Source organism: Cobetia sp. UCD-24C, assembly GCF_001306765.1.
Lineage (GTDB): Bacteria > Pseudomonadota > Gammaproteobacteria > Pseudomonadales > Halomonadaceae > Cobetia > Cobetia amphilecti.
The window spans coordinates 82,782-108,289 of record NZ_LJTD01000006.1; the positions used below are offsets into that span (position 1 = coordinate 82,782).

Annotated in this window: 19 protein-coding genes and 1 pseudogene; 7 read left to right on the top strand and 13 right to left on the bottom strand. The window is 64.0% G+C overall.

The genetic code is table 11. The features are described 5' to 3' along the window. Window positions 1-26 precede the first annotated feature (26 nt). The 4 genes from AOG28_RS10130 to phoR all read left to right on the top strand — a co-directional run bounded on the left by AOG28_RS10130 (window position 27) and on the right by phoR (window position 3,785). Window positions 27-584: a chorismate--pyruvate lyase family protein gene (locus tag AOG28_RS10130; RefSeq protein WP_268750735.1), complete on the top strand. Its 558-nt coding sequence runs from the start codon at window positions 27-29 to the stop codon at window positions 582-584. Between the two features lie 67 nt (window positions 585-651). After that, the gene (ubiA, locus tag AOG28_RS10135; RefSeq protein ID WP_054556351.1) at window positions 652-1,542 is read left to right on the top strand and encodes a 4-hydroxybenzoate octaprenyltransferase; all 891 of its coding nucleotides are present in this window, start codon (window positions 652-654) and stop codon (window positions 1,540-1,542) included. A gap of 223 nt (window positions 1,543-1,765) precedes the next feature. Then, a complete protein-coding gene (gene phoB / locus AOG28_RS10140) occupies window positions 1,766-2,455 on the top strand; it encodes a phosphate regulon transcriptional regulator PhoB (protein WP_043331741.1) in 690 nt (229 codons plus the stop codon). Window positions 2,456-2,462: 7 nt separating this feature from the next. After that, window positions 2,463-3,785, top strand: coding sequence for a phosphate regulon sensor histidine kinase PhoR (gene phoR, locus AOG28_RS10145; protein WP_054556352.1), 1,323 nt, complete (start codon window positions 2,463-2,465; stop codon window positions 3,783-3,785). Window positions 3,786-3,971: 186 nt separating this feature from the next. Here phoR and cysZ read toward each other — a convergent pair whose 3' ends face one another. From cysZ to AOG28_RS10175, 6 genes are all read right to left on the bottom strand, one after another. Continuing rightward, window positions 3,972-4,700, bottom strand: a complete 729-nt coding sequence (gene cysZ, locus AOG28_RS10150; protein ID WP_054556353.1) for a sulfate transporter CysZ — start codon at window positions 4,698-4,700, stop codon at window positions 3,972-3,974. 196 nt (window positions 4,701-4,896) lie between these two features. Beyond that, complete coding sequence (phoU, locus tag AOG28_RS10155) at window positions 4,897-5,622, bottom strand: phosphate signaling complex protein PhoU (protein WP_043331737.1); 726 nt, start codon at window positions 5,620-5,622, stop codon at window positions 4,897-4,899. A 219-nt stretch (window positions 5,623-5,841) separates the two neighbouring features. After that, complete coding sequence (pstB, locus tag AOG28_RS10160) at window positions 5,842-6,687, bottom strand: phosphate ABC transporter ATP-binding protein PstB (RefSeq protein ID WP_082388680.1); 846 nt, start codon at window positions 6,685-6,687, stop codon at window positions 5,842-5,844. Continuing rightward, window positions 6,684-8,480 (bottom strand): phosphate ABC transporter permease PstA, encoded by a 1,797-nt coding sequence (gene pstA / locus AOG28_RS10165; RefSeq protein ID WP_054556354.1) that lies wholly within the window; start codon window positions 8,478-8,480, stop codon window positions 6,684-6,686. Before pstA ends, pstB begins: the two co-directional genes overlap by 4 nt. Beyond that, the gene (locus AOG28_RS10170) at window positions 8,477-10,774 is read right to left on the bottom strand and encodes an ABC transporter permease subunit (RefSeq protein ID WP_082388681.1); all 2,298 of its coding nucleotides are present in this window, start codon (window positions 10,772-10,774) and stop codon (window positions 8,477-8,479) included. The genes pstA and AOG28_RS10170 overlap by 4 nt, the downstream gene beginning before the upstream one ends. 113 nt (window positions 10,775-10,887) lie before the next feature. Beyond that, a complete protein-coding gene (locus AOG28_RS10175; RefSeq protein ID WP_200906777.1) occupies window positions 10,888-11,916 on the bottom strand; it encodes a PstS family phosphate ABC transporter substrate-binding protein in 1,029 nt (342 codons plus the stop codon). 561 nt (window positions 11,917-12,477) lie between these two features. Between AOG28_RS10175 and AOG28_RS10180 the strand changes: the two genes are divergently transcribed. Continuing rightward, window positions 12,478-12,912 carry an acyl-CoA thioesterase gene (locus tag AOG28_RS10180; protein ID WP_054556356.1) on the top strand — a complete coding sequence of 145 codons (435 nt, stop codon included), beginning with the start codon at window positions 12,478-12,480 and terminating at the stop codon, window positions 12,910-12,912. Window positions 12,913-13,066: 154 nt separating this feature from the next. On the opposite strand, the gene AOG28_RS10185 is transcribed toward AOG28_RS10180, so the two are convergent. From AOG28_RS10185 to hexR, 3 genes and pseudogenes are all read right to left on the bottom strand, one after another. Continuing rightward, window positions 13,067-14,167, bottom strand: coding sequence for a TRAP transporter substrate-binding protein (locus tag AOG28_RS10185; protein ID WP_043331733.1), 1,101 nt, complete (start codon window positions 14,165-14,167; stop codon window positions 13,067-13,069). Between the two features lie 203 nt (window positions 14,168-14,370). Then, on the bottom strand, window positions 14,371-16,593 hold the full coding sequence (gene uvrD, locus AOG28_RS10190) for a DNA helicase II (RefSeq protein ID WP_043331731.1): 2,223 nt from the start codon (window positions 16,591-16,593) through the stop codon (window positions 14,371-14,373). 173 nt (window positions 16,594-16,766) lie between these two features. Beyond that, window positions 16,767-17,637 (bottom strand): annotated as a pseudogene (gene hexR, locus AOG28_RS10195) (transcriptional regulator HexR). A 166-nt stretch (window positions 17,638-17,803) separates the two neighbouring features. On the opposite strand from hexR, the gene AOG28_RS10200 reads away from it, so the two are divergent. Then, a complete protein-coding gene (locus tag AOG28_RS10200; RefSeq protein WP_054556357.1) occupies window positions 17,804-18,028 on the top strand; it encodes a PA3496 family putative envelope integrity protein in 225 nt (74 codons plus the stop codon). A 613-nt stretch (window positions 18,029-18,641) separates the two neighbouring features. On the opposite strand, the gene AOG28_RS10205 is transcribed toward AOG28_RS10200, so the two are convergent. Next, complete coding sequence (locus AOG28_RS10205) at window positions 18,642-20,009, bottom strand: sodium-dependent transporter (protein ID WP_043331727.1); 1,368 nt, start codon at window positions 20,007-20,009, stop codon at window positions 18,642-18,644. A gap of 350 nt (window positions 20,010-20,359) precedes the next feature. Then, window positions 20,360-21,262, bottom strand: coding sequence for a DUF72 domain-containing protein (locus tag AOG28_RS10210; RefSeq protein ID WP_082388682.1), 903 nt, complete (start codon window positions 21,260-21,262; stop codon window positions 20,360-20,362). Window positions 21,263-21,492: 230 nt separating this feature from the next. On the opposite strand from AOG28_RS10210, the gene AOG28_RS10215 reads away from it, so the two are divergent. Beyond that, window positions 21,493-22,179, top strand: coding sequence for a YitT family protein (locus tag AOG28_RS10215; RefSeq protein ID WP_082388683.1), 687 nt, complete (start codon window positions 21,493-21,495; stop codon window positions 22,177-22,179). On the opposite strand, the gene rluF is transcribed toward AOG28_RS10215, so the two are convergent. Both rluF and glmS read right to left on the bottom strand, forming a co-directional pair. After that, on the bottom strand, window positions 22,176-23,486 hold the full coding sequence (gene rluF, locus AOG28_RS17785; RefSeq protein WP_082388684.1) for a 23S rRNA pseudouridine(2604) synthase RluF: 1,311 nt from the start codon (window positions 23,484-23,486) through the stop codon (window positions 22,176-22,178). The genes AOG28_RS10215 and rluF overlap by 4 nt on opposite strands. Before the next feature lie 169 nt (window positions 23,487-23,655). Further along, a complete protein-coding gene (glmS, locus tag AOG28_RS10225) occupies window positions 23,656-25,503 on the bottom strand; it encodes a glutamine--fructose-6-phosphate transaminase (isomerizing) (protein ID WP_043331725.1) in 1,848 nt (615 codons plus the stop codon). Window positions 25,504-25,508: the final 5 nt, after the last annotated feature.

The window sequence follows — 25,508 nt, forward strand, 5'->3', positions numbered from 1 at the left end:
GCACCGCACCCGTTGCTTCGGCGGCGGTGCGCCGTCATTGGCAGCCGGCTGCCACGCTGCAAGGTGTCATGCCGGCCGGCTGGTGGGCGTGGCTCTCCTCGACGGACTCGCTGACCCAGCGTCTTGCCAGCGCCATGCAGCAGCAGGATGAACGCGATGGCCAGCCCTTCCGGGGCCTGCGCGTGCGCCTGCTGCTGCAGGACACCGGCCCCGCGCGGCTGGATGAGGCACGCCTGCTGGGCATCGGCCCACGCCGGCATGTCTGGCGACGCGAAGTGGCGCTCTGTCATGGCGATACGCCATGGGTGATCGCACGCTCGCTGGCGGCGCTGGACCTGGCCCACGGTCATCGCCTCTCGACGCTGGGCGAGCGCTCGCTGGGCCATTGGCTGTTTCGCCAGCCCGATCTGACCCGCAGCGCCATCGATGTCAGCCGCGCCCCGCTGGTGCTTTCGAGCCCCAGGCCGCTGGCCCGCACCACCAGCCTGTGGATGCGCCGTTCGATGTTCTCGCATGGCCGCTTCAAGGTGCTGGTGCAGGAGGGCTTCACGCCGGCCTTCCAGCACGCACTGCAGCTGGCCTGAGCCTTGTGGCCGACTGGCCTCGTTTCCCTCTCTTCCCTTGCCCACTACCACCCGCCCAGGAGCCCCGATGACCGCGTCATCCACTTCCGCCGCTTCGCGTCCTTCCAGACTGGCCGACTACCTCGCCCTGACACGGCTGGACCGCCCCATCGGCACCTGGCTGCTGATGTGGCCGACCCTGTGGGCACTGTGGCTGGCGGCAGATGGCATTCCCGAGCGCACGACCCTGCTGATCTTCATCGCCGGGGTCTATCTGATGCGCGCCGCCGGCTGCGTGATCAACGACTACGCCGACCGCCATTGGGACAAGCATGTCGAGCGCACGCGAGACCGGCCGCTGACCTCGGGTCGCATTTCGGAGCGCGAGGCGCTGACGCTGTTCGGGGGGCTGGTCGCGGCCGCCTTCGTGCTGGTGTGCTTCACCAACCTGACCACGGTGCTGCTGTCGATCGTCGCCGTGCTGCTGGCGGCCAGCTATCCGTTCATGAAGCGCTTCCATCATCTGCCCCAGGTGGTGCTGGGCGCCGCCTTCGGCTGGGCGATTCCGATGGCCTTCGCCGCGACGCTGGAGGAGGTGCCGACATACGGCTGGTGGCTGTTCGCGGCCAACCTGATGTGGACGGTGGCCTACGACACCGCCTACGCGATGGTCGATCGCAACGACGACCTCAAGGTGGGCATCAAGTCCACCGCCGTGCTGTTCGGACGTGCCGACAAGCTGATGATCGGTCTGTTGCAGCTGGGCATGCTGGTAGTGTTGATCAGCATCGGCCTGCAGCTGGCGCTGGGCATCTTCTACTGGCTGGGGCTGGCTGCCGCCGCCGGCACCTTCGTCTGGCAGCAACGTCTGATCCGTGAGCGTGAGCGTGCGCCCTGCTTCCAGGCCTTCCTCAACAATCATTGGACGGGTCTGCTGATCTTCGCCGGAATCGCCCTGGCGACCTGGCCGATGAGCTGACGCCTGCATAAACATTAGTATTATTTAATTTAAAGCGACCCCTGCCCTCTATTGCTCCCCAGCCCACGGTTCATGCCTGCCTGCCGCGCCTCCAAGGCGGCTGGCAGGCTTGCGTGCAAGCTGCCATGCTGGCAGTTGTCATCTCGTTGTCATATAAGCGGGTTGTAATCGTCATCGACTTGTCATTCTGGCGCGTGCGCCGACTGCTGCATGGGATCTAGCGATGAGCTCCAAGACCGTACTGATTGTCGACGATGAATCCTCGATTCGCGAGATGATCGCCGTTGCCCTCGAAATGGCGGATTACCGCGTGCTGGAGGCAGACAATGCCCAGGACGCCCACGCCATTGTCGTCGATGAAAAGCCCGATCTGCTGTTGCTGGACTGGATGATGCCGGGCACCAGTGGCCTGGAGCTCGCGCGGCGTCTCAAGCGTGACGAGACCACCTCGGAGCTGCCGATCATCCTGTTGACCGCCAAGGGCGAGGAAGACAACAAGATTCAAGGCCTGGAAGCCGGCGCCGACGACTACATCACCAAGCCCTTCTCGCCGCGCGAGCTGGTCGCCCGTCTCAAGGCCGTGCTGCGTCGCACTACTCCCAAGGGGGTCGAGGAGGCGGTGGAAGTCGAAGGCCTGATGCTCGACCCGGCCAGCCACCGCGTCACCGCCCACGGCAACTCGCTGGATGTCGGCCCGACCGAATATCGCCTGCTGCAGTTCTTCATGACGCATCAGGAGCGTGCCTACACGCGCAGCCAGCTGCTCGATCAGGTATGGGGCGGTAATGTCTATGTCGAGGAGCGCACCGTGGACGTGCACATCCGTCGCCTGCGCAAGGCGCTGGGCACAGGCCATCAGCATCTGATCCAGACCGTCCGCGGCACCGGTTACCGCTTCAGCGCTCAGGCCTGAGGGATTCATGCGCTATTGGACCAACGAGCTATGGCGCCTCGGCTACCTTGCCGGTGGCTTCGGCCTGATCGGTGGCCTGCTGGGCCATCTGGGCTGGGGCCTGGCGCTGGGCCTTTCGCTGTATCTGTTCGTCCATCTCAAGCACTTGAAGAGCCTCTACACCTGGCTGATCACCAATCCCCATGAAGAGCCGCCGCCCGGCGATGGCGTCTGGGGAGACCTGCTCGATCGTCTCTACCGCTACCAGAAGGGCCAGCGTCAGGCTCAGGAGCGACTGCGCAGCATCCTCAACCGTATCCAGGAATCCTCCGAGGCCATGCGCGACGGCCTGGTGATGCTAGACAACCACGGTGACATGGAATGGTGGAACAGCGCTGCCGAGCAGCTGGTCGGCCTCAAGGCCAGCCACGACCGCGGCCAGCACATCACCAACTATCTGCGTGACCCCGTCTTCATCGACTACTTCAATCGGCTGGCCTACCGCGAGCCGCTGACGCTCCAGTCGCCGCTGTCTGACAACCTGACGCTGCAGATCTCCATCACCCTGTTCGGTGACAACGAGCGTCTGGTCATGCTGCGTGACGTCACCCGCCTCTATCGTCTGGAAGAGATGCGCCGCGACTTCGTGGCCAATGTCTCCCATGAGCTGCGCACGCCGCTGACGGTACTGGCCGGCTATCTAGAGACCTACTCCGATTACGCCGATGACCTGCCACCGCGCTGGCAGCGTGGACTGGGCCAGATGCAGAGCCAGACCGACCGCATGCAGCATCTGGTCGAGGACCTGCTGACCCTGTCACGCCTGGAAACCGACGAACTGTCCGATAACGGTCGCTGCATCGACATGAGCGCCCTGCTCGGCCATATCCGCGACGACGCCGAAGGCCTGTCCCAGGGGCGCCACACCTTCTCCATCGAGGCCGATGCCAGCCTGTCACTGCGCGGTGAGGAGCAGGAGCTGCGCAGCGCGATCTCGAATCTGGTCTTCAATGCGGTGCGCTACACCCCCGAAGACTGTCACATCACCCTGCGCTGGAAGGCGGATGACCAGGGTCTGCTGGTCGAGGTGGAAGATGACGGGGATGGCATCGACCCGGTGCACCTGCCGCGCCTGACCGAGCGCTTCTACCGCATCGACAAGGGCCGCAGCACCGCCACGGGAGGCACCGGCCTCGGGCTTGCCATCGTCAAGCATGTGCTGATTCGCCATCAGGGCCATCTGGAGATCGACAGCCATCCCGGCGAGGGTGCGCGCTTCCGCTGTCACTTCCCCGACGAGCGCGCCTGTCAGGCAAGCACTCCCCAGGCCAGCAGTGCGCTAGCCCAGTGATGTGCTGATTCCGTGATGATCTGACCCGGACGCCAGCCCAACGCAGAACGCCCCGCAGCCACCTCGAAAGGAGGCGACTGCGGGGCGTTTCGTTTGGTCAATCAGACGACGCTGCGGCTATTTCAGCGACGAGCCAACTTAGCGACGAGTCAGTTCAGCGACAAGCCAGCTCTGCGACAGGCTGTCTCAACGACGCGGCGCCGGCAACTGACGGTAGTGGCTCTGCCACATCAGTACCGCCCCGGCGACGGCGCCCGGGATGAACAGCAGATTGGCCAGCGGCACCAGCGTCATGACGAACACCGCGGCGCCGAAGGTCAGTGAGGGCCACCAGCGCGCCTTGAGGCGCTGCTTCATGTCACCGAAGCTGACCTGATGGTTGTCCATCGGGTAGTCGAGGTACTGGATCGACATGCTCCAGGCCGAGAACAGTCCCCACAACAGCGGCGAGAGCAGGTTCAGGCCCGGGATGAAGCCGATGATGAACAGCGCGATCATGCGCGGGATGAAGTAGCCCAGCTTGGCCATTTCACGCCCCAGCGAGTCGACGCCGATCTTGATCAGGCCACGGTCATCGTCAATCAGGGTGCCATCCAGACGATGCTCGACCTTCTCGGCCAGAATGCCGTAGAAGGGCGCGGCGATCAGGTTGGTCACCAGGCTGAAGGTGAAGAACACCACCAGCAACAGACTCACCACCAGCACCGGCCAGATCAACCAGCTGAGCCAGTCCAGCCAGGCCGGTACCTTGAGCATCCAGTAATCGATCCAGCCACCGAACTGGTTGAACAATACCCACAGCGTGATGCTGTAGAGCACCAGGTTGATCGCCAGCGGTACGAATACGAAGCGGCGCAGCCCGGGGGTATAGACCATGCGGGTCCCGCGGACCAGCGCCGATACGGCATCAATCATGCGACGTCCTCGTCATCTCAAAAGAACCGGCCAGCCAGCGGGCTGACCGGAGCCACACCCTAGCACTCCCGCCTGTGCGGCGCAGCTGTCGGCCGCCTGACATCGCTCGCGCTCCCACGACGCAATCGCCCCGCGGCCTGCCGGTAAGCAGGAGCGGGGCGAAAGAGGCGACACAGGGGCAGGGAAGCGCGTCAGCTCACTTCTTGTCCAGGTCCTGCGGCTTCAGGTCATGGGTATCGGTGTGACGCACGTCCACTCCCTTGACCAGGAAGATGACGTACTCGGCCAGGTTGTCGGCGTGGTCACCGATACGCTCCAGCGCACGCAGAATCCACATCACGTTGAGCACCGGCGTGATCTGGCGCGCGTCTTCCATCATGAAGGTCATCAGCGAGCGCATCGCGCTCTGATATTCCAGATCCACCGAGGCATCTTCACGCAGCACCTTGAGGGCAAGGTCGGTATCGAAGCGCGCGAAGGCCGTCAGGGAGTCACGCACCATGCTGCGCACGTGCTGACTGAGGTGACGCACCTCGACCATGCCGCGCGGGCTCTGGCCGTTCTCGACCAGCGAGATGGCGTTGCGTGCGATCTTGCTCGATTCATCACCGATACGCTCGAGATCGGAGGTGGCGCGGATGACGGCCAGCACCAGGCGCAGGTCGGAGGCCGCCGGCTGACGGCGGGCCAGTACCCGGGTGCACTCGTCATCGATCTTGAGCTGCATGTCGTTGACAGCCTTGTCGTTGTCGCGCACCCGCGTGGCGGTTTCACTGTCGCCTTCCAGCAATGCCGTGACGGCATCCTGCAGCTGCTTCTCTACCAGTCCGCCCATGGCCAGCAGGTGTGTCTTCAGTGCATCCAGCTCGTGATTGAACTGCTCTGAGATATGCTTGCCGTGCGAATCGCTGGTGATATCCATTTCCCTCTCCCGGAAAGACGCCCACCGAGTCAGGGGGCGTGACATGAATGACGTGACAAGTATGGCCCACTACTGACTGACACAGCGGGCTCCCCCTCAGCATGCCGACACTTGATTGCAGTTATGTTTCACTCATGGCGCAAAGGCGCTATTTGGCCGCCATCGTCAGCAATATCAGGGCGAAAAGGCTACCTGGCTGCACGTTCGCGCATGAGCGCGCTAACCGAAACGCCCCGTGATGTAGTCTTCCGTCTGGCGGCGCCGCGGGTTGGTGAACAGCTGATCGGTCGGGGCGAATTCCACCAGGCGGCCCTCATGCAGGAAGGCGGTATCGTCTGAGACCCGCGCGGCCTGCTGCATGTTGTGCGTGACGATGATCAGCGTCAGGCGCGAGCGCAGCGATCGGATCAGCTCCTCGATCTTGAGCGTCGAGATGGGGTCCAGCGCCGAGGCCGGCTCATCCAGCAGCAGCACCTCCGGCTCGACCGCCAGCGTCCGCGCGATCACCAGCCGCTGTTGCTGGCCACCCGAGAGCCCCAGCGCGCTGTCGTGCAGGCGATCCTTCACCTCTTCCCACAGCGCCGCGGAGCGCAGACAGGATTCGACCTTGTCATCGAGGTGGCGCTTGTCATTCTCACCGACCAGCCGCAGTCCGAAGGCCACGTTCTCGTAGACCGACATCGGAAAGGGATTGGGCGTCTGGAAGACCATGCCGATCCGGCGGCGCAGCATCGGCACGTCCACGCCGCGCGCATGAATGTCCTCGCCCTCGAGCAGTACCTTGCCGGAAAGACGTGACTGTTCGTCGAGATCGGTCATGCGATTGAAGGTACGCAACAGGCTCGACTTGCCGCAGCCGGAAGGGCCGATGAAGGCCGTCACGCGCTTGCGCGCGATCTGCAGGCTGACGTCCTTCAGGGCGCGGCGCGTCTGGTTCTCCTTGCCGACACGTGCCTGATAATCGAGGCTCAGGTGGCGGGTTTCCAGGCAGATGTCCTCAGCCGGCCGCGCAGGCGTCTCCTGAAGAAACAACTGGGGCTTGGGCTGCTCAGAGTCACGCCTCATTCGGTGGCTCCCTTGTAACGTTGTGCCAGCATGTGACGCAGGCGAATGGCACTCAGGTTGAGGCATAGAATCACGACCACCAGCACCAGCGCGGTCGCGTAGACCAGCGGCCGACTGCTGAAGGCGTCGCTGCTCTGGAAGGCCAGATCATAGACCTGATGCCCCAGATGCATGAATTTGCGGTCCAGATGCAGCCACGGGAAGCTGTCATCCAGCGGCAGGTCCGGGGCCAGCTTGACCACTCCGACCAGCATCAGCGGCGCGACTTCGCCCGCCGCACGCGCCACGGCCAGAATCAGCCCTGTCATCAGCGCCGGCGAGGCCGCCGGAATCACCACGCGCTTGAGCGTTTCCAGGCGTGTCGCACCCAGCGCCAGCGCGCCTTCGCGCAGACGACGCGGCACGCGCGCCAGCCCCTCTTCCGTGGCGACGATCACCACCGGCAAGGTCAGCAGGGCCAGCGTCAGCGAGGCCCACAGAATGCCGCCGGTCCCGAAGGTCGGCGTCGGCAGCCGCTCGGAATAGAACAGCTCGTCAATTCCGGCGCCCAGCCCATAGACGAAGAAGCCGAGACCGAACACGCCGTAGACGATGGAGGGCACCCCGGCCAGGTTGCGCAGCGCGATGCGCGTCAGGCGCGTCAGGCGCCCCTGATGGGCCACCTCGTGCAGATAGAGCGCCGCCATCACGCCGAAGGGCATCACCATGATCGACATCAGCACCACCATCAGTACGGTGCCGAAGATGGCGGGCCAGACGCCACCGAAGCCCTCGGTAGGCGCGCCGGCCACGAAGTCGCGGAAACGCTTGAACGTCATCATCAGCCGGCCGCTGAAGCCCATCGCATTGGGCCGCCAGGCATTGCGGATATCATCGAGCGCGATGCGGCCTTCGTAGCCGCCATTGCCGCCCAGCAGCAACTGACCGCCCGCCAGGGCATCCCGCAGGGCACTCAGCTGACCTTCACGCTCGATGAAGGCGCTGCGCACCTCTTCCAACTCCTCCTGCATCTCCTGCTCGAGCTCAGCATCCTCATGAGTCTGCGCCGCTGCACCGTCAGCAGTGGCGCTGCGCCGGGATTCGAGCGACTGCTGCAACGCCTGATAGCGACTGCTCAAGACTTCACTGTCCAGGCGTAGCGCCTGCAGCTGACGGCGCTCGCTCTCGATCATCTTCAGGCGGGAAAACAGTGGCTCGGCGTCCTCGGACAAGGGCCGTGCAGGCCCGTCGCCGACATCGGGCGTGTGGTCCATCTCCCCCGTCATCGGGTCACTCAGCGCCCGTGGCATGCCGTAGAGAGTGCGGCCGTCGCGCATTTCCAGCATCAGCGCCTGGCTGGGTAAGGTCATCCTGTCGAGCAGCGTCTCCGGCAGCCACTGCCAGCTGGCCGCGGCCCCGTCACGCGAGGATGTCTGCAGCAACCACCATTGCTGGCGAGCGTCATCCCCCTCGCCCGAGGCGACACGGCGCATCTCCTCGTGTATCAGCTCGCCGAGCAGATGGCGATTGTCGGCCGCCGGCTCACCGCGCGTGGTGGTCAGGGCCGTGGGACTCTGGCCCGGCTGTGCCGTCAGCTCCACCTCGACCAGCCGTGAGGGCCAGAAGTGACTGAAGGAGCCCACCACCAGCAGGCTGAGCAGGCCCAGCACCAGCACCAGCGAGACACTGACCGCCATGGCATTCAGCCAGCCCCACGGGCCGCCGTCGCGCCAGTAGCGCTGCAGGCGTCCGACCAGCGGCTCGCGCGGGCGCAGTAGTGAGGAGCTGGCGCGATTCGTGTCAGGGTGACTCATCCCCAGCTCCCCTGATTGGGTGGCGTGAAGCGCTGTCGCAGCACTTCCGCCAGCGTATTAACCACGAAGGTGAAGACGAACAATGCCAGGGCAGCGAGGAACAGCAAGCGGTAGTGGCTGCTGCCGACCTCGGCCTCCGGCAGCTCGATGGCCAGGGTCGCGGCCAGTGAGCGCAGGCCCTCGAACAGGCTGGCATCCACCAGCGGCGTATTGCCGGCCACCATCAGCACGATCATCGTTTCACCGACGGCGCGCCCCATGCCGATCATCATCGCCGAGAACAGGCCGACGGCGGCGGCAGGCAGGATGACGCGGCGCAGACTCTGCCATGGCGTCGCGCCAAGCGCCGCGGAGCCTGCGGCCAGATCGCGCGGCACCGACGAGAGGGCATCCTCGCTGAGCGTGAACAGGGTCGGCATCACCGCCAGCCCCAGCGCCATGCCGGTCACCAGGGTATTGCGCTGGGCGTAATCGATGCCGTAGTGGCTGAACAGCCACTGACGGAGGTCGCCGTCGAACCACCACTGCTCGACCTGGCCGGCGATGGTCACATCCAGCCACAGCAGCACGAACAGCAGCGGCAACAGCCCGAAGGCCGCCATGTTTTCCGGCAGCAGATTGCGCCATACGCGCGGCGACAGGGTCCACAGGAAGCCGGCCACCATGGTGCCCAGCGGGATCAGAACCAGCCCCAGCAACACCGCCATCAGCTCACGCTCGACGAAGGGCGCGACCACCAGGGCGGCGATGAAGCCGATCACCACGGTCGGCAGCGCCTCCATCATCTCCAGCAGCGGCTTGATGCGGGAACGCTGGCGCGGCGCCATGAAGCAGGCGACATGGATGGCACAGCCGAGCCCCAACGGCACGGCAAACAGCAGCCCGACCAGCGCCGCCTTGAGCGTGCCCCACATGATGGGCACCAGCGACAGACGGGGTTCGTGGGTACCGGTGCTCTCCAGCTGCCAGATCCACTCCGGCGCAGCGCGCCCCTCATACCAGACCTTGCCGAAGATGGCGTCGAGCCCGACGGCCTGATGAGGGTCGTGTATCGCAAGCCCCGCATAGGCCTTGCCGAGCGCCCCCAGCGGCGCGTCCCGAGCGAGCTGGCCGGGCAGCCTTGCCTCCCGGGACGCCGATGCCAGCAAGCGGCGGTCATCATTGTCAAATTCCAGCGCCACGCCAGCCGCGACCCGAGAGGCATCCAGCCAGTCCAGCACCTGACGGCGACGCTCGCTGGTGGCCAGATAGAGGCCAAGGCGGCCGTTGGCGTCCAGCGCGGCAAAGCCGAGGCTGTGATGGGCGGCCGCCATCGTCACCACCGGCGCCGACAGGCCACTGTCAAAGACGCCGACCTTGACCAGCGGCTGCGCGTGCGCCGGCAACAGGTAATGAGACAGGCCACCTGCGGCGTCTCCGACGATCAGGCTTCTGCCGCCACGCAGGACGCTGATCGCAGTGATCGCCGGCGATGACGCGGAGGCAGAAGAGGCCATAGCGTGATGTGCCAGCTTGCGCGCCAGCGGCTTGGTCCCGGTGGAGGCCTCGCTCAGTTGCCACTGGGTGAAGCCATCGCGGTCAGCGGTGACCAGCAGACGCCCCTGCTGCGAAGACAGCCTGGCCGTGCCCGGCAACCACTGCTGCTGCCACTCGGAGTGCGGAGTCTGGCTTGCTGCATCGTCATCCAGCGCGCCTGCGGAGGCGTGTGGAGATGACAAGGCCAGACACGCCAGCCACAGGCCATCGCCCTCCTCGTACGGAATGCGCAGCCACAGCTGGTCACGGCTGAGCACCAGGCTTGCCTGGCGGCGCTCAAGCCCTGCGGGTAACTCGATGGCACTGCCGCGCAGGCGAACGCCAGCGGCGGACTGCTGAACCACCTGCAGGCGATCATCCGCGAGCCAGACACCCGCCAGCGGCGAGGTGCGCGAATCCGCCGTCGAATCATCACTGGCCAGCACGGGAGGCAGCCCGTCACGCGCGGCAAGCGGCATATCAGGCAAGGTGCTCAGCCAGTCAGGATCGGTCAGCCAGTCAGGGTCGGACAGCCAGTCAGGGTCGGACAGCTGCGCGGCAGGCATCTGCTGGTCGCTCACTTGCTGTTCGAGCGCCTGCTGAGGAAGCGACGTGACGCTGGCGGGCTTGAGCAGCGGCCACGACACGCTGACCAGATAGGCCAGCATCACGACGACGATGACCATCACGCCCAGCCCGGCCGCTGTCAGCCACAGACTGGCAAGACGGTCATGCCGCAGACGACGACGCTGCATTCGGGAGGCATCAACTGCCGACATGAAATATCACCATGAAAGGATTCGCGCCCTGGAGTGTCGACTCCGCAGACGCATGAAGCGGGTATGGCACCGAGATTATGTCCAAGTGATGACAGAGAGATGACAAAGGCGAATCAAAGGGCATCCACATCCTCCAGCCCCAATTGCTGACGCCAGTGCAGCAGCTGCTTTTCCGGCAGCGGCACATAGCCACCGCGCAGGATGGCCTGCTGGCCCTGGCGCGACATGATCAATGACAGGAAGGCCTGCTCCAGCGCCGGGAGCGGCTCGTCAGGCACGCGATTGACGTAGATGTACAGCGCGCGGGTCAGCGGATAGCGGCCATCGCGAATGCTGGCCCGGCTCGGGAAGACGGCGTGGCCACCCGCCTCACGGCTGACGGACAGCTGCTTCACCAGCGGCGAAGAGGTGCTGAAGCTGGCATAGCCGATGCCATTGGGTGAGGAGCCCACCGCACCGATGATGGAGGCCGAGCCCGGCTGTTCGCTGACATCGAGGCGGAAGTCACCATCGCACAGCGCGATACGGCGGAAGGCGCCGTAGGTGCCCGAGGTGGCACTGCGCCCGAAGCGCGTGATCTGGCGGTCATTCCACTCATCACTCAGCCCGAGCTGGCCCCAGCGATTGGCCGCCTGGCCACCACAGTTGTGCGTGGCGGAGAAGATGGCATCCAGCTGCGCGATGCTGATCTCCTCCAGCGGGTTGCTGCGATGCACGATGATGCCCATCGCATCCAGTGCCACGGGCACGCCCAGCGGCGGATAGCCGAATTCCCGCGTGAAGTCCTGACGCTCCTGGTCGCTCATCGGGCGCGACATCAGGCCGATGCGGGTGGTGCCGGCGATCAATGCCGGCGGTGCCGTCGAGGAGCCCGCGGCCTGCAGCTGCACGCGCACCCCCGGATGATAGCGGCGCAGCTGGGCAGCCCAGCGTGTCACCAGCACCGACAGGGTATCGGAGCCCACCGCCGTCAGGTTGCCCACCACCCCGGACACCGGGCGATATTCGGGCACCTTGTCGGCCAGTGCCGGAGCCGAGAGCGTCGAGAGCCCCAGCAGGCAGGCAAGCGACATCAGCCGCAACGACAGCAGCCCTGAGCGCAGGCAGGGCACGCATGAGGAGGGCGCATATGAGGAGGACACGGATGACCCGCGACGCGACGCGAACACGGCGCGAAAGCCTGAACGGACAAGCGACCCGACGGAAACTGACATGGCGACTTCCCACCAGAGAATGAACAAGATGACGATGCGACACGGAGCTGGCCGCTGCTTGCCACGCCCGTGGTGACGGGCAGGCGACGGTGGAACAAGGCGGCCCGTGCAGCATGGCGAAAGACAGCGAGTATCCGTCATTGCTGCGTTGAGTAACGATACTCCATGCTGCAGCGCAAAAAATCTCCTCACAGTCCCTTGTCAGTGAGGACAGTGCTTTGTCCGCCGGAGTAGGATACAGGAGATGATGAAGCCGCTGCGGCTCATCCGCCATGGTCTGCGTCGCGCTGATGCTATCGATGGCACCCGGTGACTTTCTTCGGCGATTGCCGAAGTGCCCTGTATAAGGCCCCCTGTGCAAGGCAGTGCCCTGTACAAGGAGGCGCCCTATGCAAGGCAGCGCCCTGCGCCAAAAGACGCACCTTTTTCAGACGCAAGGGTGCAGAAATGAAATGACCATTTTATAACAACAAGATAGCGAGTCATGACATGCAAGCTCTGGATGATATCCCGACGCCGAACGGCACACTGACGCTCAAATTGATCGCCCAACGCCAGGACACCAATCTCTATGGCGACATCAGCGGCGGCTGGCTGATGCACCGCATGGACGAGGCCTGTGAGCTGGCCGCCGGGCGCGTCGCCCACGGCCGCACTGCCACCGTGGCCGTCGAAGGCCTCGACTTCCTGTCGCCGGTGCGTATCGGCTCGGTGGTCAATATCTTCACTCAGGTGGCCGAGGTCGGGCGCAGTTCGATCAGGCTCGCCGTCGAGGTCTGGATCCGCCCGCCGCAGGAGCGCAATCAACACGCACTGACCAAGGTGACCGAAGCCTGCTACGTGATGGTGGCACTCGATGACAATGGCCGCATCCGCGCCGTACCGGAGCAGGCCAGCACCGCCATCATCGAGGAGCAGGACTGATCCTAAGCAGGACTGAGCCAGGCGCCTCGCCTCTCTTCCTGTCAGCCACACGCCAAGAAAAAGCCGCCCTCGAGGGCGGCTTTTTCGTCAACAATCAGTCACGCGCTCAGACAGTCCGGCAGACAGTCCGGCAGGCAGTCGAAAAGAGACTCGCTCAGGCTTCGCCCAGCACCCGACCACGCGCATCCAGATAGGCCTGCTCACCGATACGCGACCAGGGGGCGACCTGCTGCTGGAAGGCGCGGTAGGACTCATAGACGCGCCTGGCGTCCTCGTCCTTGGCGATGAACTCGTCCAGCACCTCGTTGGAGGCATCGAACAGCGCCGCATAGACGTCCTGGGGGAATTCACGCAGTTCCACACCGTGCTCCTCGACCAGCGAGGTCAGCGCGGTGGCGTTGCGCAGTGCGAATTCATCCACCATGGCGTGATTGGCGATTCTGGCCGCCTGGATCACCACCTGCTGCAGGTCTTCCGGCAGTGCCTGCCAGGCCTCGAGATTGACGGTGCCTTCGAGGATGGCGGAAGGCTCGTTCCAGGCCGGCGAGTAGTAATACTTGGCCACCTGATGCAGGCCGAAGGCCAGATCATTGTAGGGGCCGACCCAGTCGGTGGCATCGATCACGCCGGTTTCCATCGCGGTGAAGATCTCGCTGCCCGGCAGATTGACCGCGCTGGCGCCGATGCGATTCATCACTTCGCCCGCCAGCCCCGGCAGGCGGATCTTCAGACCCTTCATGTCCTCGAGACTGTTCACTTCCTTGTTGAACCAGCCGGCCATCTGGGTGCCGGTGTTGCCCACCGCCAGCGGCTTGAGGTTGTGGCGCGAGTAGATCTCGTCCCACAGCTTCATGCCATCGCCATGATACAGCCAGGCGTTGGTCTCGGTGGTGTTCATGCCGAAGGGCACCGCGGTGAAGAACTGGGCCGCGGGCACCTTGCCCTTCCAGTAGTAGGAGGCCGAGTGGCCCATCTGGGCGGTACCGGAGGACACGGCATCGAAGACTTCCAGCGCCGGTACCATCTCGCCGGCACCATAGACCTTGACCTGCAGGCGACCACCGGAGAGCTGGCCGATCAGGCTGGCGAATTCATTGGCACCGGTGCCCAGTGCCGGGAAGTTCTTCGGCCAGGAGGTGACCATCTTCCAGTGGATGGTCTCGCCCTCGGCGGCATTGGCGGTGGACACGAAAGGCGCGGCGGCGAGACCGGCAGCACCGGCCCCCAGAGCAGAGAGAAAACGGCGGCGTTGCATGGGACTTTCCTTGTTCGAGTTGTGGGCAATGCATGACGCGGCATCAAGACAGCATGTCTGCCACTATGCCGCGACCCATGGATGGCCCACAACTGCACCAAGGCCGTAATGGCGAACGAATACCGCGCCCCCTGCCCCGCGCTACACCTCTTGCCAGCGCCTGCTGTCAGCGCCTCATGGCTGCGTCTGCCATCAATGCAGGATCAGCTCAGCACTTCCAGCTTGGCAAAGCCCAGCACCAGCCACTTGTCGCCTTCGCCCTCGAAGCTGATCTGCACGCGCGCACGCTCGCCCTGGCCTTCGGCATTGATGACCACGCCTTCCCCGAACAGCGGATGCCGCACCAGGCTGCCGAGCGAGAGTGCCGGCATGTCGCCATTGGCCTCGACACTCTCCTGACGCGGACCGGAAGGACGGCGATTCGGCGTGGCGCGCTGGGTCGAGACCGGACGCGAGACCTGGCCACGCAGACGCACCTCTTCCATCAGCTCTTCCGGCAGCTCACGCAGGAAGCGCGACGGCCGCTGGAAGGTCTCCTTGCCGTGCATGCGACGCAGCTCGGCGTAGGTCAGGTAGAGGCGCTGCATGGCGCGGGTGACACCGACGTAGCACAGACGACGCTCTTCCTCGAGACGCCCCGGCTCTTCCAGCGACATCTTGTGCGGGAACAGCCCCTCCTCGACCCCGGCGACGAATACCACCGGGAATTCGAGCCCCTTGGCGGAGTGCAGCGTCATCATCTGCACGCATTCCTCGCCTTCGGCGGCTTCGTGATCGCCGGCATCCAGCGCGGCTTCGGCTAGGAAGGGCTCCAGCGCCTCGGCCCCTTCGCTGGGGGCTTCCGGGTCCATGCGCTCGCCCTGACTGAAGGCACGGCAGGCGTTGACCAGCTCCGAGAGGTTCTCGAGGCGCGCCTGGCCCTTCTCGCCCTTCTCGGCGGCGTGATGCTCACGCAGGCCGGAGACGTGGATGACGTGCTCGACCAGCTCATGCAGCGCCATGCCGGCGGTGTCGTTGTCGAGGCCATCGATGATGTCAGCGAAGGCTCGCACGGCGGTGGCGGCGCGTCCCTTGAGGGCGCCATCGGAGACCGCATCGCTCATCGCCTGCCACATGGTCAGGTTGCCGTAGCGTGCGCGCTCACGCAGCTGCTCGACGGTGCGCATGCCGATGCCACGCGCCGGCACGTTGATCACGCGCTCCAGGGCGGCATCGTCCTCGCGGTTGTTCATCAGGCGCAGATAGGCGAGCGCGTTCTTGATCTCGAGACGCTCGTAGAAGCGCTGGCCGCCATAGATGCGATACGGCATGCCCTGGCGGATCAGCGTCTCCTCCAGCACGCGTGACTGGGCGTTGGAGCGATACAGGATCGCGATCTCGTCGCGGCTGTAGCCATGCTCATTGACCAGTTCACGGATGGTGTCGGCGATGTAGCGCGACTCGTCGATGTCATTGAAGCCGGCATAGACACGAATGCGCTCGCCACGACCGCTGTCGGTCCACAGCTCCTTGCCCATGCGCCCGCCGTTGTGGCTGATCAGGGCGTTGGCGGCCTCCAGAATGGCGCTGGAGGAGCGGTAGTTCTGTTCCAGACGCACCACGCGGGTGTTGGCGAACTCCTCGGTGAAGCGCTGGATGTTCTCGACCCGCGCGCCACGCCAGCCGTAGATGGACTGGTCATCATCGCCGACCACGGTCATGCACTCGCGATCACCGGCCAGCAGCTTCAGCCAGGCGTACTGCAGGGTGTTGGTATCCTGGAACTCGTCGACCAGCAGGTGGGCGAAGCGCTCGCGGTAATGCGCCAGCAGGTGCGGCGTATCGCGCAGCAGCTCCAGCGAGCGCAGCAGCAGCTCACCGAAATCGACCAGGCCGCCGCGTTCACAGGCGAGCTGATAGAGCTCATACATCTCGACCATCTTGCCCATGTAGGCATCGCCATGGGTCTGCACCTGATGGGCGCGCAGACCTTCCTCCTTGCAGCCGGCGATGAAGTACTGGACCTGCTTGGGCGGCCAGCGCTCGTCATCGACGTTGTGCTCCTTGAGCAGCCGCTTGACCATGCGCAGCTGGTCATCGCTGTCGATGATCTGGAAGTGCTCGGGCAGGCGCGCCTCCTGCCAGTGGGTGCGCAGCAGACGGTGACTGATGGAGTGGAAGGTGCCGACCCACATATGGCGCAGGCTGCTGCCATTGAGCGCCTCGAGACGCGTGCGCATCTCCCGCGAGGCCTTGTTGGTGAAGGTCACCGACAGGATGGCGTAGGGCGAGAACTGGTATTGGTCCATCAACCAGGCGATGCGGTGAACCAGCACGCGGGTCTTGCCGGAACCGGCCCCCGCCAGTACCAGCATGTTGCCCGGCGGCGCGGACACGGCCTCACGCTGATGCGTGTTGAGGTGATCGAGGAGGGGCGATTCGGACATGCAGGGCTCACCACAGGGCAGAGGAGTCGAGGAGCGGAGCAGCGTGAGATTCGCTGCCCCTGTTCAGGCATCCACCTTATCACAGCGGCCTGCCCTGCTCTTCCCCGCGCCGGCCTTCCTTGCACATACGTACCTTGCACTTGCCTTCAAGACAGATGATGCCCGGGCGGTGCTCAGTGGGTATCGAAGTCGTGGTCGTCGATGCGCAGGGTGGCGAGGCTCTTCTTGACCGCCTCCAGCTGCTCCTTGAGCTTGGGTCCGCGCGCCTTGGCGACTCCGACCGCCAGCGTATCGACGATCACCAGGTGCGCGATACGCGAGCTCATCGGGGTGTAGATCTCGGTCGGTGTCTTCGTGCACATCGATATGCAGCGGCAGCGTGACTTCATCCGCCAGTGGCGAACCACTCGGGCACAGCCCGATGACGGTCGCGCCGGCGTCCCGCGCCAGACGCACGCTGGCGATCAGCGCCTTGGTGCGGCCGGTCTGGGAGATGGCCACCACCACGTCGCGCGGCCCCAGCGTCACCGCTGACATGTTCTGCATGTGCGGGTCGGTGTAGGCGGCGGTGGAGATCTGCAGGCGGAAGAACTTGTGCTGGGCATCGTGAGCCACGGCGCCCGAGGCACCATAACCGTAGAACTCGACCCGGCTGGCGGAGGCCAGCGAGTGGATGGCGCGCGCGACGGCTTCGGCATCCAGACGGTCACGCACCGACAGCAGGGTGCCGATGGTGGAATCGAACAGCGAGTGCGAGAACTCGGCCACGCTGTCGGAGTCATTCATGGAGAACTGGGCGAACTGGGTGCCGGTGGCGAGGCGTTGCGCCAGCTGCAGCTTGAAATCCTGGAAGCCGGCAAAGCCCATTGCCCGACAGAAACGCACGACCGTCGGCTCACTGACCGATGACTCGCTGGCCAGATCGACGATCCGCATGTGAATCACTTCCTCCGGATGGCGAAGGACATAGCGTGCGACCTTTTGTTCAGAGCGGCGGAAATTCTCCATCCGGCTCCTCAGGTCGTCGAAGATGGCATGGCTCACGGCACACTCCTTGCAGACTTCATGGGCATGCCTGAGCTTACGTCATCCCCCCAGGGGTGTCGCCTGCACAGGCAGGCTATAGTCACAATTTTGTCAAGTGAGCTATAGTAAAACGGTGTGGCGCCAGTGAAAGCCCACATCCTTTGGATGCCATGGAGGTCGAATCATGCGTAATTCAGAGCAGGTAGATACGCTCAAGAAAGAGCTTCTCGATATTTTCATGACTCTCGGTGCCGACGAACATCAGGCCCGCAAGAAACAAAGCGCAGTCCGCCATCTCCGCGCCCGTCGTGGAATAGAATTGCACCACGAAATCAAGCGCCTAAGCGAGGATTTAAGCGACATCGAAGTGCTGGAAATGGATACTGAAAGCGATATCGACACCCACTGATTCCAGGCGGGGAGGCGATACGCTCCCCGCCGATCAGTGATGTTTTCACGCTCTGGTCCGCCAGGGTTCGGGCTCCATGCGACACCTTCCACCATCTCTTTCGAGCATGGTCGTACCCCCCTCTCGCGCAATTTCAGCATCATCACCCCTGACAGAAACGCCTTCTGCGCTGTCATGCCCGTTGTCCTGCTCATCAATCCCGAAATATTCGTTTTTTCTCACCTCATTTTCCGCCCCACCGCTCTTCTTCTGTTTGTCACATTTCTCCTCTATCGCGTGCCGCCATCATCCTTGACGCACCATTTTAGTGCGTATCCGCCGCCATGCGCCTCTCAATACCTGAAACCAGGCTCACGCCTGATGGCGACTTTCCCTCTCGGAAAGGATGAATCTTCTACGTCAAACGCATGACAGACGACGGCCACGCAGCGCAGTGCTACCCGGCCATGACGCCTGCCAGGCAAGCACGCGACCGGGTTGAGATTCTCCAAGCTCAGAAACAGGAAAGGCCCGCCGGATGGCGGGCCTTTCGCATTGCCTGCCATGACACCTGAGGCATGTCATGGCAAGTGTTTCACGAGATCTCTCTATATCTCTCGAGATCTCACTTGACCTACAGGCTGGACGCGAACACCACGACCACACCGATCGGGGCAATATAGCGCGCCACGAAGCTCCACAGCGAGAAGGCCGAGTCGCTCATGTTGAGCTGGCTGCGCACCTCGTCACGGCCCATGAACCAGCCGACGAAGACGATGGTCGCCAGACCGGTCAGCGGCAGCATCAGCTTGCTGGTCGCGTAGTCGAGCAGGTCGAAGATGGTCATGCCTTCGAACTTGGCGAACATGCCCAGCGGCGCCACGTCACTCCACAGGTTGAAGGACAGGATGGTGGCGATGCCCAGCAGCCAGGTGGCGATACCCGCGACCCAGGCCGAGCCGACGCGCGACATCGGCGTCTTCTCTTCCAGCCATTCGACGATGGGCTCCAGCAGCGAGATGCCTGAGGTCCAGGCCGCGAATACCAGCAGCACGAAGAACACCACGCCGAAGACTTCACCGCCCGGCATGTGACCGAAGGCCAGCGGCAGGGTCTGGAAGATCAGGCCCGGGCCCGCGGCGGCGTCGAGGCCGTTGGAGAACACCACCGGGAAGATGGCCAGACCGGCCAGCAGGGCGATGACGGTATCCAGCACCACCACGACCAGCGCGGTACGCCCGATGTTGACGTCATCGGACAGGTAGGAGCCGTAGGCCATCATGATGCCCATGCCCAGTGACAGGGTGAAGAAGGCATGCCCCATGGCCGCCAGCACACCATCCTTGTCGAGCTTGGAGAAGTCCGGCGTCAGCAGCCAGGCGGCGGCATCAGCGAAGCCATCGGTGGTGGCGGCGTAGCCGACCAGCACGATCAACATCACCGCCAGCAGCGGCATCAGGATCTTGGCGGCACGCTCCAGGCCACCGGCGACCCCGCCGGCCACGACCAGGATCACCATCAGCATGAAGGCACTGTGCCAGGCCAGCAGTGTGGTCGGATCCCCCAGCAGACCGCCGAACAGGCTACCGGCCGTGTCAGAGGTCAGGGTTTCGAAACTGCCGCTGGCCGCGTCGGCGATGAAGGCCAGCGCCCAGCCGCCGATGACGCTGTAGAAGGACAGGATCAGGTAGGCGCCGAGCACGCCGGCCACCCCGATCAAGACCCAGGCGGGACTGCGTTTGAGCCGGGCACTGATGTGGCTCATGGTCGAGATGGGGTTCTTCTGCCCCAGGCGACCCAGCAGCCATTCCGACATCAGGATCGGCAGACCGATCAGCAGTATGCAGATCAGATAGACGAGGACGAAGGCACCGCCGCCGCTCTCACCTGTCATGTAGGGGAATTTCCAGATATTGCCCAGACCGACGGATGAACCGACGGCAGCCAGGGTAAAGGCCAGGCGAGAAGACCACTGTGCGTGGGAATGCGGTTTGGATGACATGTGAATCCCTGATTCGTCGCGAGGGTGCCAGTCGCTGGTAGCGACTTCGGGCACCTTGTTGTGCTTGTTGCATCATGCTGCCAATGCGGACGGATCATCCGTGGCCAACACGATGGCGTCGCAGGATCACTGCTGTGGTGCTCCCGGCATTCACGCTGACCGGGTAGGTCGTGGGGAATGACAGGCAAGTGCCGATAGGCACGCCGGAACGGGCAGACTGCCCATCTCCGGTAAATATCGCCGCGGTAACGGCAACATGTGGCTAAAGCTACTCGATTGAGTGGCCATCTGCCAGCAAGCCACCATCAGACCATGGCCTCACAGGAGAAACCTCACGGCCAGGTGGAGCGTCAGAACAGGCTGCCCTGCCCCTCTCCCGGAAAGACCCCGATCAAGGGGCGCTCCAGTTTCGCCAGCACCTGGTTGGCCAAGAGGCGTGCCAGCGCGGGGGCTGCCTTGTTGTCCGGTGTATGCACGAAGAGGAACGGGCTTTTCCCCTGACTTATCCACAAGAAAAGTCGCTCTACCCAGGGAGCGAACAGTGCCCGGTTGGTAGCTTCATCGTAATGACCGATGAAGCGCACCACGGGATGTTGTCCGCTGGAGAACACATGCGATGGGCGGTGAGGCTTTTCCGAGCGCGCCACCGCAAGGCCCGGATGTGCGGTGGTAGGGCCACTGAAGAGTGGACGCACATCCAGCATCACGCGATCGACTGCGTGAGTTATCAACAAGCGATTCAACTGTCGTTCCGCCTCGCCCTTGGCGAAGAATACCGGGTCGCGGGGCTCCACCGACCAGGCAAACCCTGCTCCCTTCACCGACTGCAGGAATTGCTCGAGGCGTGGCAGGACTTCCGCCCCGAGGTCACGCGGCAGCTGAATCATGATCGGACCGAGGCGGTCCTTTATCGGTGCCAGGCAATCGAGAAATTCCGCCAGCTCGTGCTCGATGCCCTGCAGGCGCAATTCATGAGTCAGTCGGCCCGGCAACTTGAAGCAGAAACGAAAATGGGTCGGCGCCTGACGTACCCAGCTGGCGATGGCAGCAGGCGTGGGTTGGGCATAGAAGCTGGTATTGCCCTCGACGCTATCGAAGATCCGGGCGTAATCCGCCAGATGTTCCCGCGGGCCGCTGCCCGGCAACAGGCTGCCGCGCCAGTCATCATTGGCCCACATCGCGAGTCCGAGATGAAGATGCCCCGCCGAGTGCGAGGCATCCGACGGTGCGGAGGCTGCATGAAAATGGTGCATGAAGAGGCCAGAACTAGAGGAATATAAGGGTCAAAGAGCCAACAAGCCGAAGAATATCGTCTGGCAGAGCGACGTAAGCACAATAAAAACTGTCATCACGGCATGCTATGGTCCGCATCCTGCATGACACGTCAGCAGGCGGTCCACCCACCGCCCTGACTCCGCTTCCTGCCAGCCACAAGCCGCGCCGGAAGACACTCTTGTTGACTGCCCATACCCCGGAGCCTGTCATGACTGCTTTCCAACGACTCATTCTGCGCGCCAGCGGCAGCCGCTCTCGCGCGGCAAATGCCATCACCCTGCGCAGCCTGATCACGCTCATCGAGGGCTGCCTGCTGGTGGCGCTCGGCGTACGCCTGCTGCAGGCCGGTGGCCTGCTGGTCAGTGGCACTGCCGGCATGTCGTTGCTGGGTGCCGACCTGACAGCACTGAGCTTCGGCAGCCTGTTCTTCCTGATCAACCTGCCTTTCTACGGCCTGGCCTGGAAACAGCTGGGGCTGAATTTCACCCTGCGCACGCTGGGCTGCGTCAGCCTGCTCTCCGTGCTGTCCGATGTGCTGGCGGTCAGCTTGCCGCTGGGCGCCGTCAGCCTGCCGGTCGCGGCGATTGCCGCAGGCCTGTTGATCGGCCTAGGCATCACGCTGCTGTTTCGCGAGAACGCCTCGCTGGGCGGCCTGAACATTCTGGCGCTGCATCTGGAGCGACGCTTCGGCATCCATGCTGGTCGCACCACCTTCGCCTTCGACCTGCTGCTGATCGCGATCGCCGCACTGGTCTACCCCTGGCCACAGGTCATCTGTTCGGCGCTGGCATTCGCGACACTGTCCTTCGTGCTGGGCCGCTATCATCGCCGCACGCCTCAGACCGCACAGCCTGCCTCACCGGCGCATGACAAGCAGGTGCAGACGGCTCACTAGCGGCGACCGCGTCCCCCGTTGGAAGAACCGCCACCCTTGTACGAGGCGCCCTTGCCAGCCGAGCTGTTTTTCCCCGAGCTCGTGTTGCCGTAACTCTTGCTGCCGCCGCCCTTGTTGGCAGCGGTCTTGCTGTTGGCGGAGCCCTTGTTGACAGAGGCCTTGCTGTTGGCCGCGCCACGCTCATTGCGGCCATCGCTGGCATTGCCACGCGTGCGCGGCTTGAGGCCGCTGGCGAGCTTGCCGGCACCTCCCGCACTCTTGGTGGCATTCCTGCTGGAATTCCTGCCGTCGCTTCTGCCTTCCTGATTGCCACGACCCGTGGTGCGCTCGTCAGAACGCTCGCGACGCCCAGCACCCTCCTGCTTGGCTCCTGAACGCTGGCCCGGATGGCGTTGATCAGCGCCGCGCTGACGTGTCTCGCGTTTATCAGGACTGCGCTGGCCGGATCCGCTCTTGCCGCCTTCCTGGCGTCGAGTGCCGCTACGCCGGCCAGTATCCGTATCCTGGGCGGCGCGCTGATGGCGCGCGGCCGTCGCATGCTGGGAAGGAGGCGGTGCCGCCGCCAGGCGCGAGGCTTCCTCAGTGCCGCTGGAGCCCTCGATCATCTGCTGGATATCCGCCATCTCGCGCTGGGTGAGATACCGCCATTCGCCGACTCCCAGCCCGTCCAGGCTGACATTCATGATGCGCACCCGCTTGAGCTTGAAGACCTCATAGCCCAGCGCCTCACACATGCGACGGATCTGACGGTTGAGGCCCTGGGTCAGGATGATGCGGAACACATAGGTCGAGATCTGCTCGATGCGACACGGCTGGGTGATGGTGTCCAGAATCGGCACGCCAGCGGCCATGCGCTTGAGGAAGTCGCCGTTGATCGGCTTGTCGACCCGCACCACGTATTCCTTCTCGTGGGCGTTGCCGGCACGCAGGATCTTGTTGACGATATCGCCGTCACTGGTCAGGAAGATCAGGCCATCGGAGGGCTTGTCGAGGCGACCGATCGGGAAGATACGCTTGGGATGACCGATGTAATCGATGATGTTGCCGTCGACATGGCGCTCGGTGGTGCAGGTGATGCCCACCGGCTTGTTGAAGGCCAGATAGACCGCTTCCTGCTTGGCTTTCAATGGCTTGCCATTGACCAGCACCTCATCGCCCGGCGCGACCTTGGTGCCCATCTCGGGCACGACACCATTGATGGTCACTCGTCCTTCGGCGATGTAGCGATCCGCCTCGCGTCGCGAGCAGAAGCCCGTTTCGCTGATGAACTTGTTGAGGCGGGTAAGCGATGCGTCGCGATCAGTCATGGCAGGTCACGTGCGTGCGCCGGGCGATGAACGCGCAGCGGACGGAAGGGGATAAGAAGGCAGGCGCACAGGATACCAAAAACGGCAGCCCTGAGGCTGCCGTTGGCACAATGAGACTGGGCTCATCTACTGCTGCGCCAGATATGGCGCAGCCGTCTTGCATCGCAAATTACTCGACCGTGACACTCTTGGCCAGGTTGCGCGGCTGATCGACATCGGTGCCCTTGAGCACGGCGACGTGATAGGACAACAGCTGCAGCGGCAGGGTGTAGAGAATCGGCGCCAGCACTTCACTGACATGCGGCATGCGCAGCACGCGCACGCCTTCGCTCTCTTCAAGGCTGATGTTCTCGTCAGCGAACACATAAAGCTCGCCGCCACGCGCGCGCACTTCCTGCAGATTCGACTTGAGCTTCTCGAGCAGCTCGTCGTTCGGCGCCACCGCCACTACCGGCATGTCAGCATCGACCAGTGCCAGCGGGCCGTGTTTCAGCTCGCCCGCCGGATAGGCCTCGGCGTGGATGTAGGAGATTTCCTTGAGCTTGAGCGCGCCTTCCAGTGCGATGGGGAACTGGGTACCACGCCCGAGGAACAGTGCATTGTGCTTGTCGGCGAAGGCCTCGGAGAGGCGCTCGATCTCGCTGTCCATGGCCAGTGCCTTGGTGACCAGCGACGGCAGCTGACGCAGCTCACGCACCACCTCGGCTTCACCGGCCTCATCACCGCCACGCACACGACGCAGCGACAGTGTCAGCAACATCAGCCCGACCAGCTGGGTGGTGAAGGCCTTGGTGGAAGCGACGCCGATTTCCGGGCCGGCCATGGTCATCAGGCTGAGGTCTGATTCCCGCACCAGCGAGCTGCCCGGGACGTTGCAGATCGCCAGACTGCCGAGGAAGCCACCCAGCGACTGGGCATAACGCAGCGCGGACAGCGTATCGGCGGTCTCGCCGGACTGGGACAGAGTGACGAACAGGGTGCCATCGGCGACCACCACCGGACGGTAGCGGAACTCGGAGGCGACCTCGACCGCCGCCGGAATGCCGGCCAGACGTTCGATCCAGTAACGCGCGACCATGCCGGCGTGGTAGCTGGTACCACAGGCGACGATCTGCACCTGCTTGACCTGACGGAAGAGGTTTTCCGCCTCGCTGCCGAAGCTGCGCACCAGCACGTGATCGCCGTTCAGGCGGCCTTCCAGCGTGGCGGCCAGCACACGCGACTGCTCATGGATTTCCTTGAGCATGAAGTGACGATAATCGCCCTTGGAAGCGGCATCCTGCGCGTGCTCGAAGGTCTGCACCGGACGCTCGTTGGCCTCGGTGACCAGACGCTCGCCCTGCTCGAAGATCTCGATCTGCTCGGCGGTCATGCGCACCAGATCGCCTTCCTTCAGGTAGATGAAGCGATCTGTGACCTGCAGCAGCGCCAGCTGATCGGAGGCCAGGAAGTGCTCGTCGATCCCGACACCGATCACCAGCGGGCTGCCCTGACGCGCGCCGATCAGCACGTCTGGCTGGGCGCGATGCACCACGCCCAGCGCGAAGGCGCCATCGAGCAGTGCCACAGCCTTCTGCACCGCGGTCAGAAGGTCCTGACTCAGGGTATATTCCCGTGCCAGCAGGTGAGCGACCACCTCGGTGTCCGTCTCGGAGGTGAAGACGTAGCCCTGGCCTTCCAGCTCGCGCTTGAGGGTCTCGTAATTCTCGATGATGCCGTTGTGGACCACGGCCAAGCTATCACCGGACTGGTGCGGGTGGGCATTGGCTTCGCTCGGCGCGCCATGGGTGGCCCAGCGGGTGTGCGCGATGCCGACACGACCCTTGAGCGGGGCTTCCTCGAGGCGGCTCTGCAGCGCCCCGACCTTGCCCAGCGCGCGCACGCGGTTCAGGCGACCCTCTTCAGAGAGGACGGCCATGCCCGCGCTGTCATAACCACGGTATTCGAGGCGGTGCAGGCCCTCGAGCAGGATGTTCTGGACGTTACGACTGGCGACGGCGCCGACGATGCCACACATGAGCG

What these genes read in the sequence shown, in the direction of transcription:
- phoU (WP_043331737.1), bottom strand. Translation starts at nt 5,622, where the DNA reads ATGGATATCACCAGCGATTCGCACGGCAAGCATATCTCAGAGCAGTTC.
- phoB (WP_043331741.1), top strand. Translation starts at nt 1,766, where the DNA reads ATGAGCTCCAAGACCGTACTGATTGTCGACGATGAATCCTCGATTCGC.
- cysZ (WP_054556353.1), bottom strand. Translation starts at nt 4,700, where the DNA reads ATGATTGATGCCGTATCGGCGCTGGTCCGCGGGACCCGCATGGTCTAT.
- AOG28_RS10205 (WP_043331727.1), bottom strand. Translation starts at nt 20,009, where the DNA reads ATGTCATCCAAACCGCATTCCCACGCACAGTGGTCTTCTCGCCTGGCC.
- AOG28_RS10170 (WP_082388681.1), bottom strand. Translation starts at nt 10,774, where the DNA reads ATGTCGGCAGTTGATGCCTCCCGAATGCAGCGTCGTCGTCTGCGGCAT.
- pstA (WP_054556354.1), bottom strand. Translation starts at nt 8,480, where the DNA reads ATGAGTCACCCTGACACGAATCGCGCCAGCTCCTCACTACTGCGCCCG.
- rluF (WP_082388684.1), bottom strand. Translation starts at nt 23,486, where the DNA reads ATGACTGATCGCGACGCATCGCTTACCCGCCTCAACAAGTTCATCAGC.
- AOG28_RS10210 (WP_082388682.1), bottom strand. Translation starts at nt 21,262, where the DNA reads ATGCACCATTTTCATGCAGCCTCCGCACCGTCGGATGCCTCGCACTCG.
- AOG28_RS10185 (WP_043331733.1), bottom strand. Translation starts at nt 14,167, where the DNA reads ATGCAACGCCGCCGTTTTCTCTCTGCTCTGGGGGCCGGTGCTGCCGGT.
- AOG28_RS10180 (WP_054556356.1), top strand. Translation starts at nt 12,478, where the DNA reads ATGCAAGCTCTGGATGATATCCCGACGCCGAACGGCACACTGACGCTC.
- pstB (WP_082388680.1), bottom strand. Translation starts at nt 6,687, where the DNA reads ATGAGGCGTGACTCTGAGCAGCCCAAGCCCCAGTTGTTTCTTCAGGAG.
- phoR (WP_054556352.1), top strand. Translation starts at nt 2,463, where the DNA reads ATGCGCTATTGGACCAACGAGCTATGGCGCCTCGGCTACCTTGCCGGT.
- ubiA (WP_054556351.1), top strand. Translation starts at nt 652, where the DNA reads ATGACCGCGTCATCCACTTCCGCCGCTTCGCGTCCTTCCAGACTGGCC.
- AOG28_RS10215 (WP_082388683.1), top strand. Translation starts at nt 21,493, where the DNA reads ATGACTGCTTTCCAACGACTCATTCTGCGCGCCAGCGGCAGCCGCTCT.
- AOG28_RS10200 (WP_054556357.1), top strand. Translation starts at nt 17,804, where the DNA reads ATGCGTAATTCAGAGCAGGTAGATACGCTCAAGAAAGAGCTTCTCGAT.
- glmS (WP_043331725.1), bottom strand. Translation starts at nt 25,503, where the DNA reads ATGTGTGGCATCGTCGGCGCCGTCGCCAGTCGTAACGTCCAGAACATC.
- uvrD (WP_043331731.1), bottom strand. Translation starts at nt 16,593, where the DNA reads ATGTCCGAATCGCCCCTCCTCGATCACCTCAACACGCATCAGCGTGAG.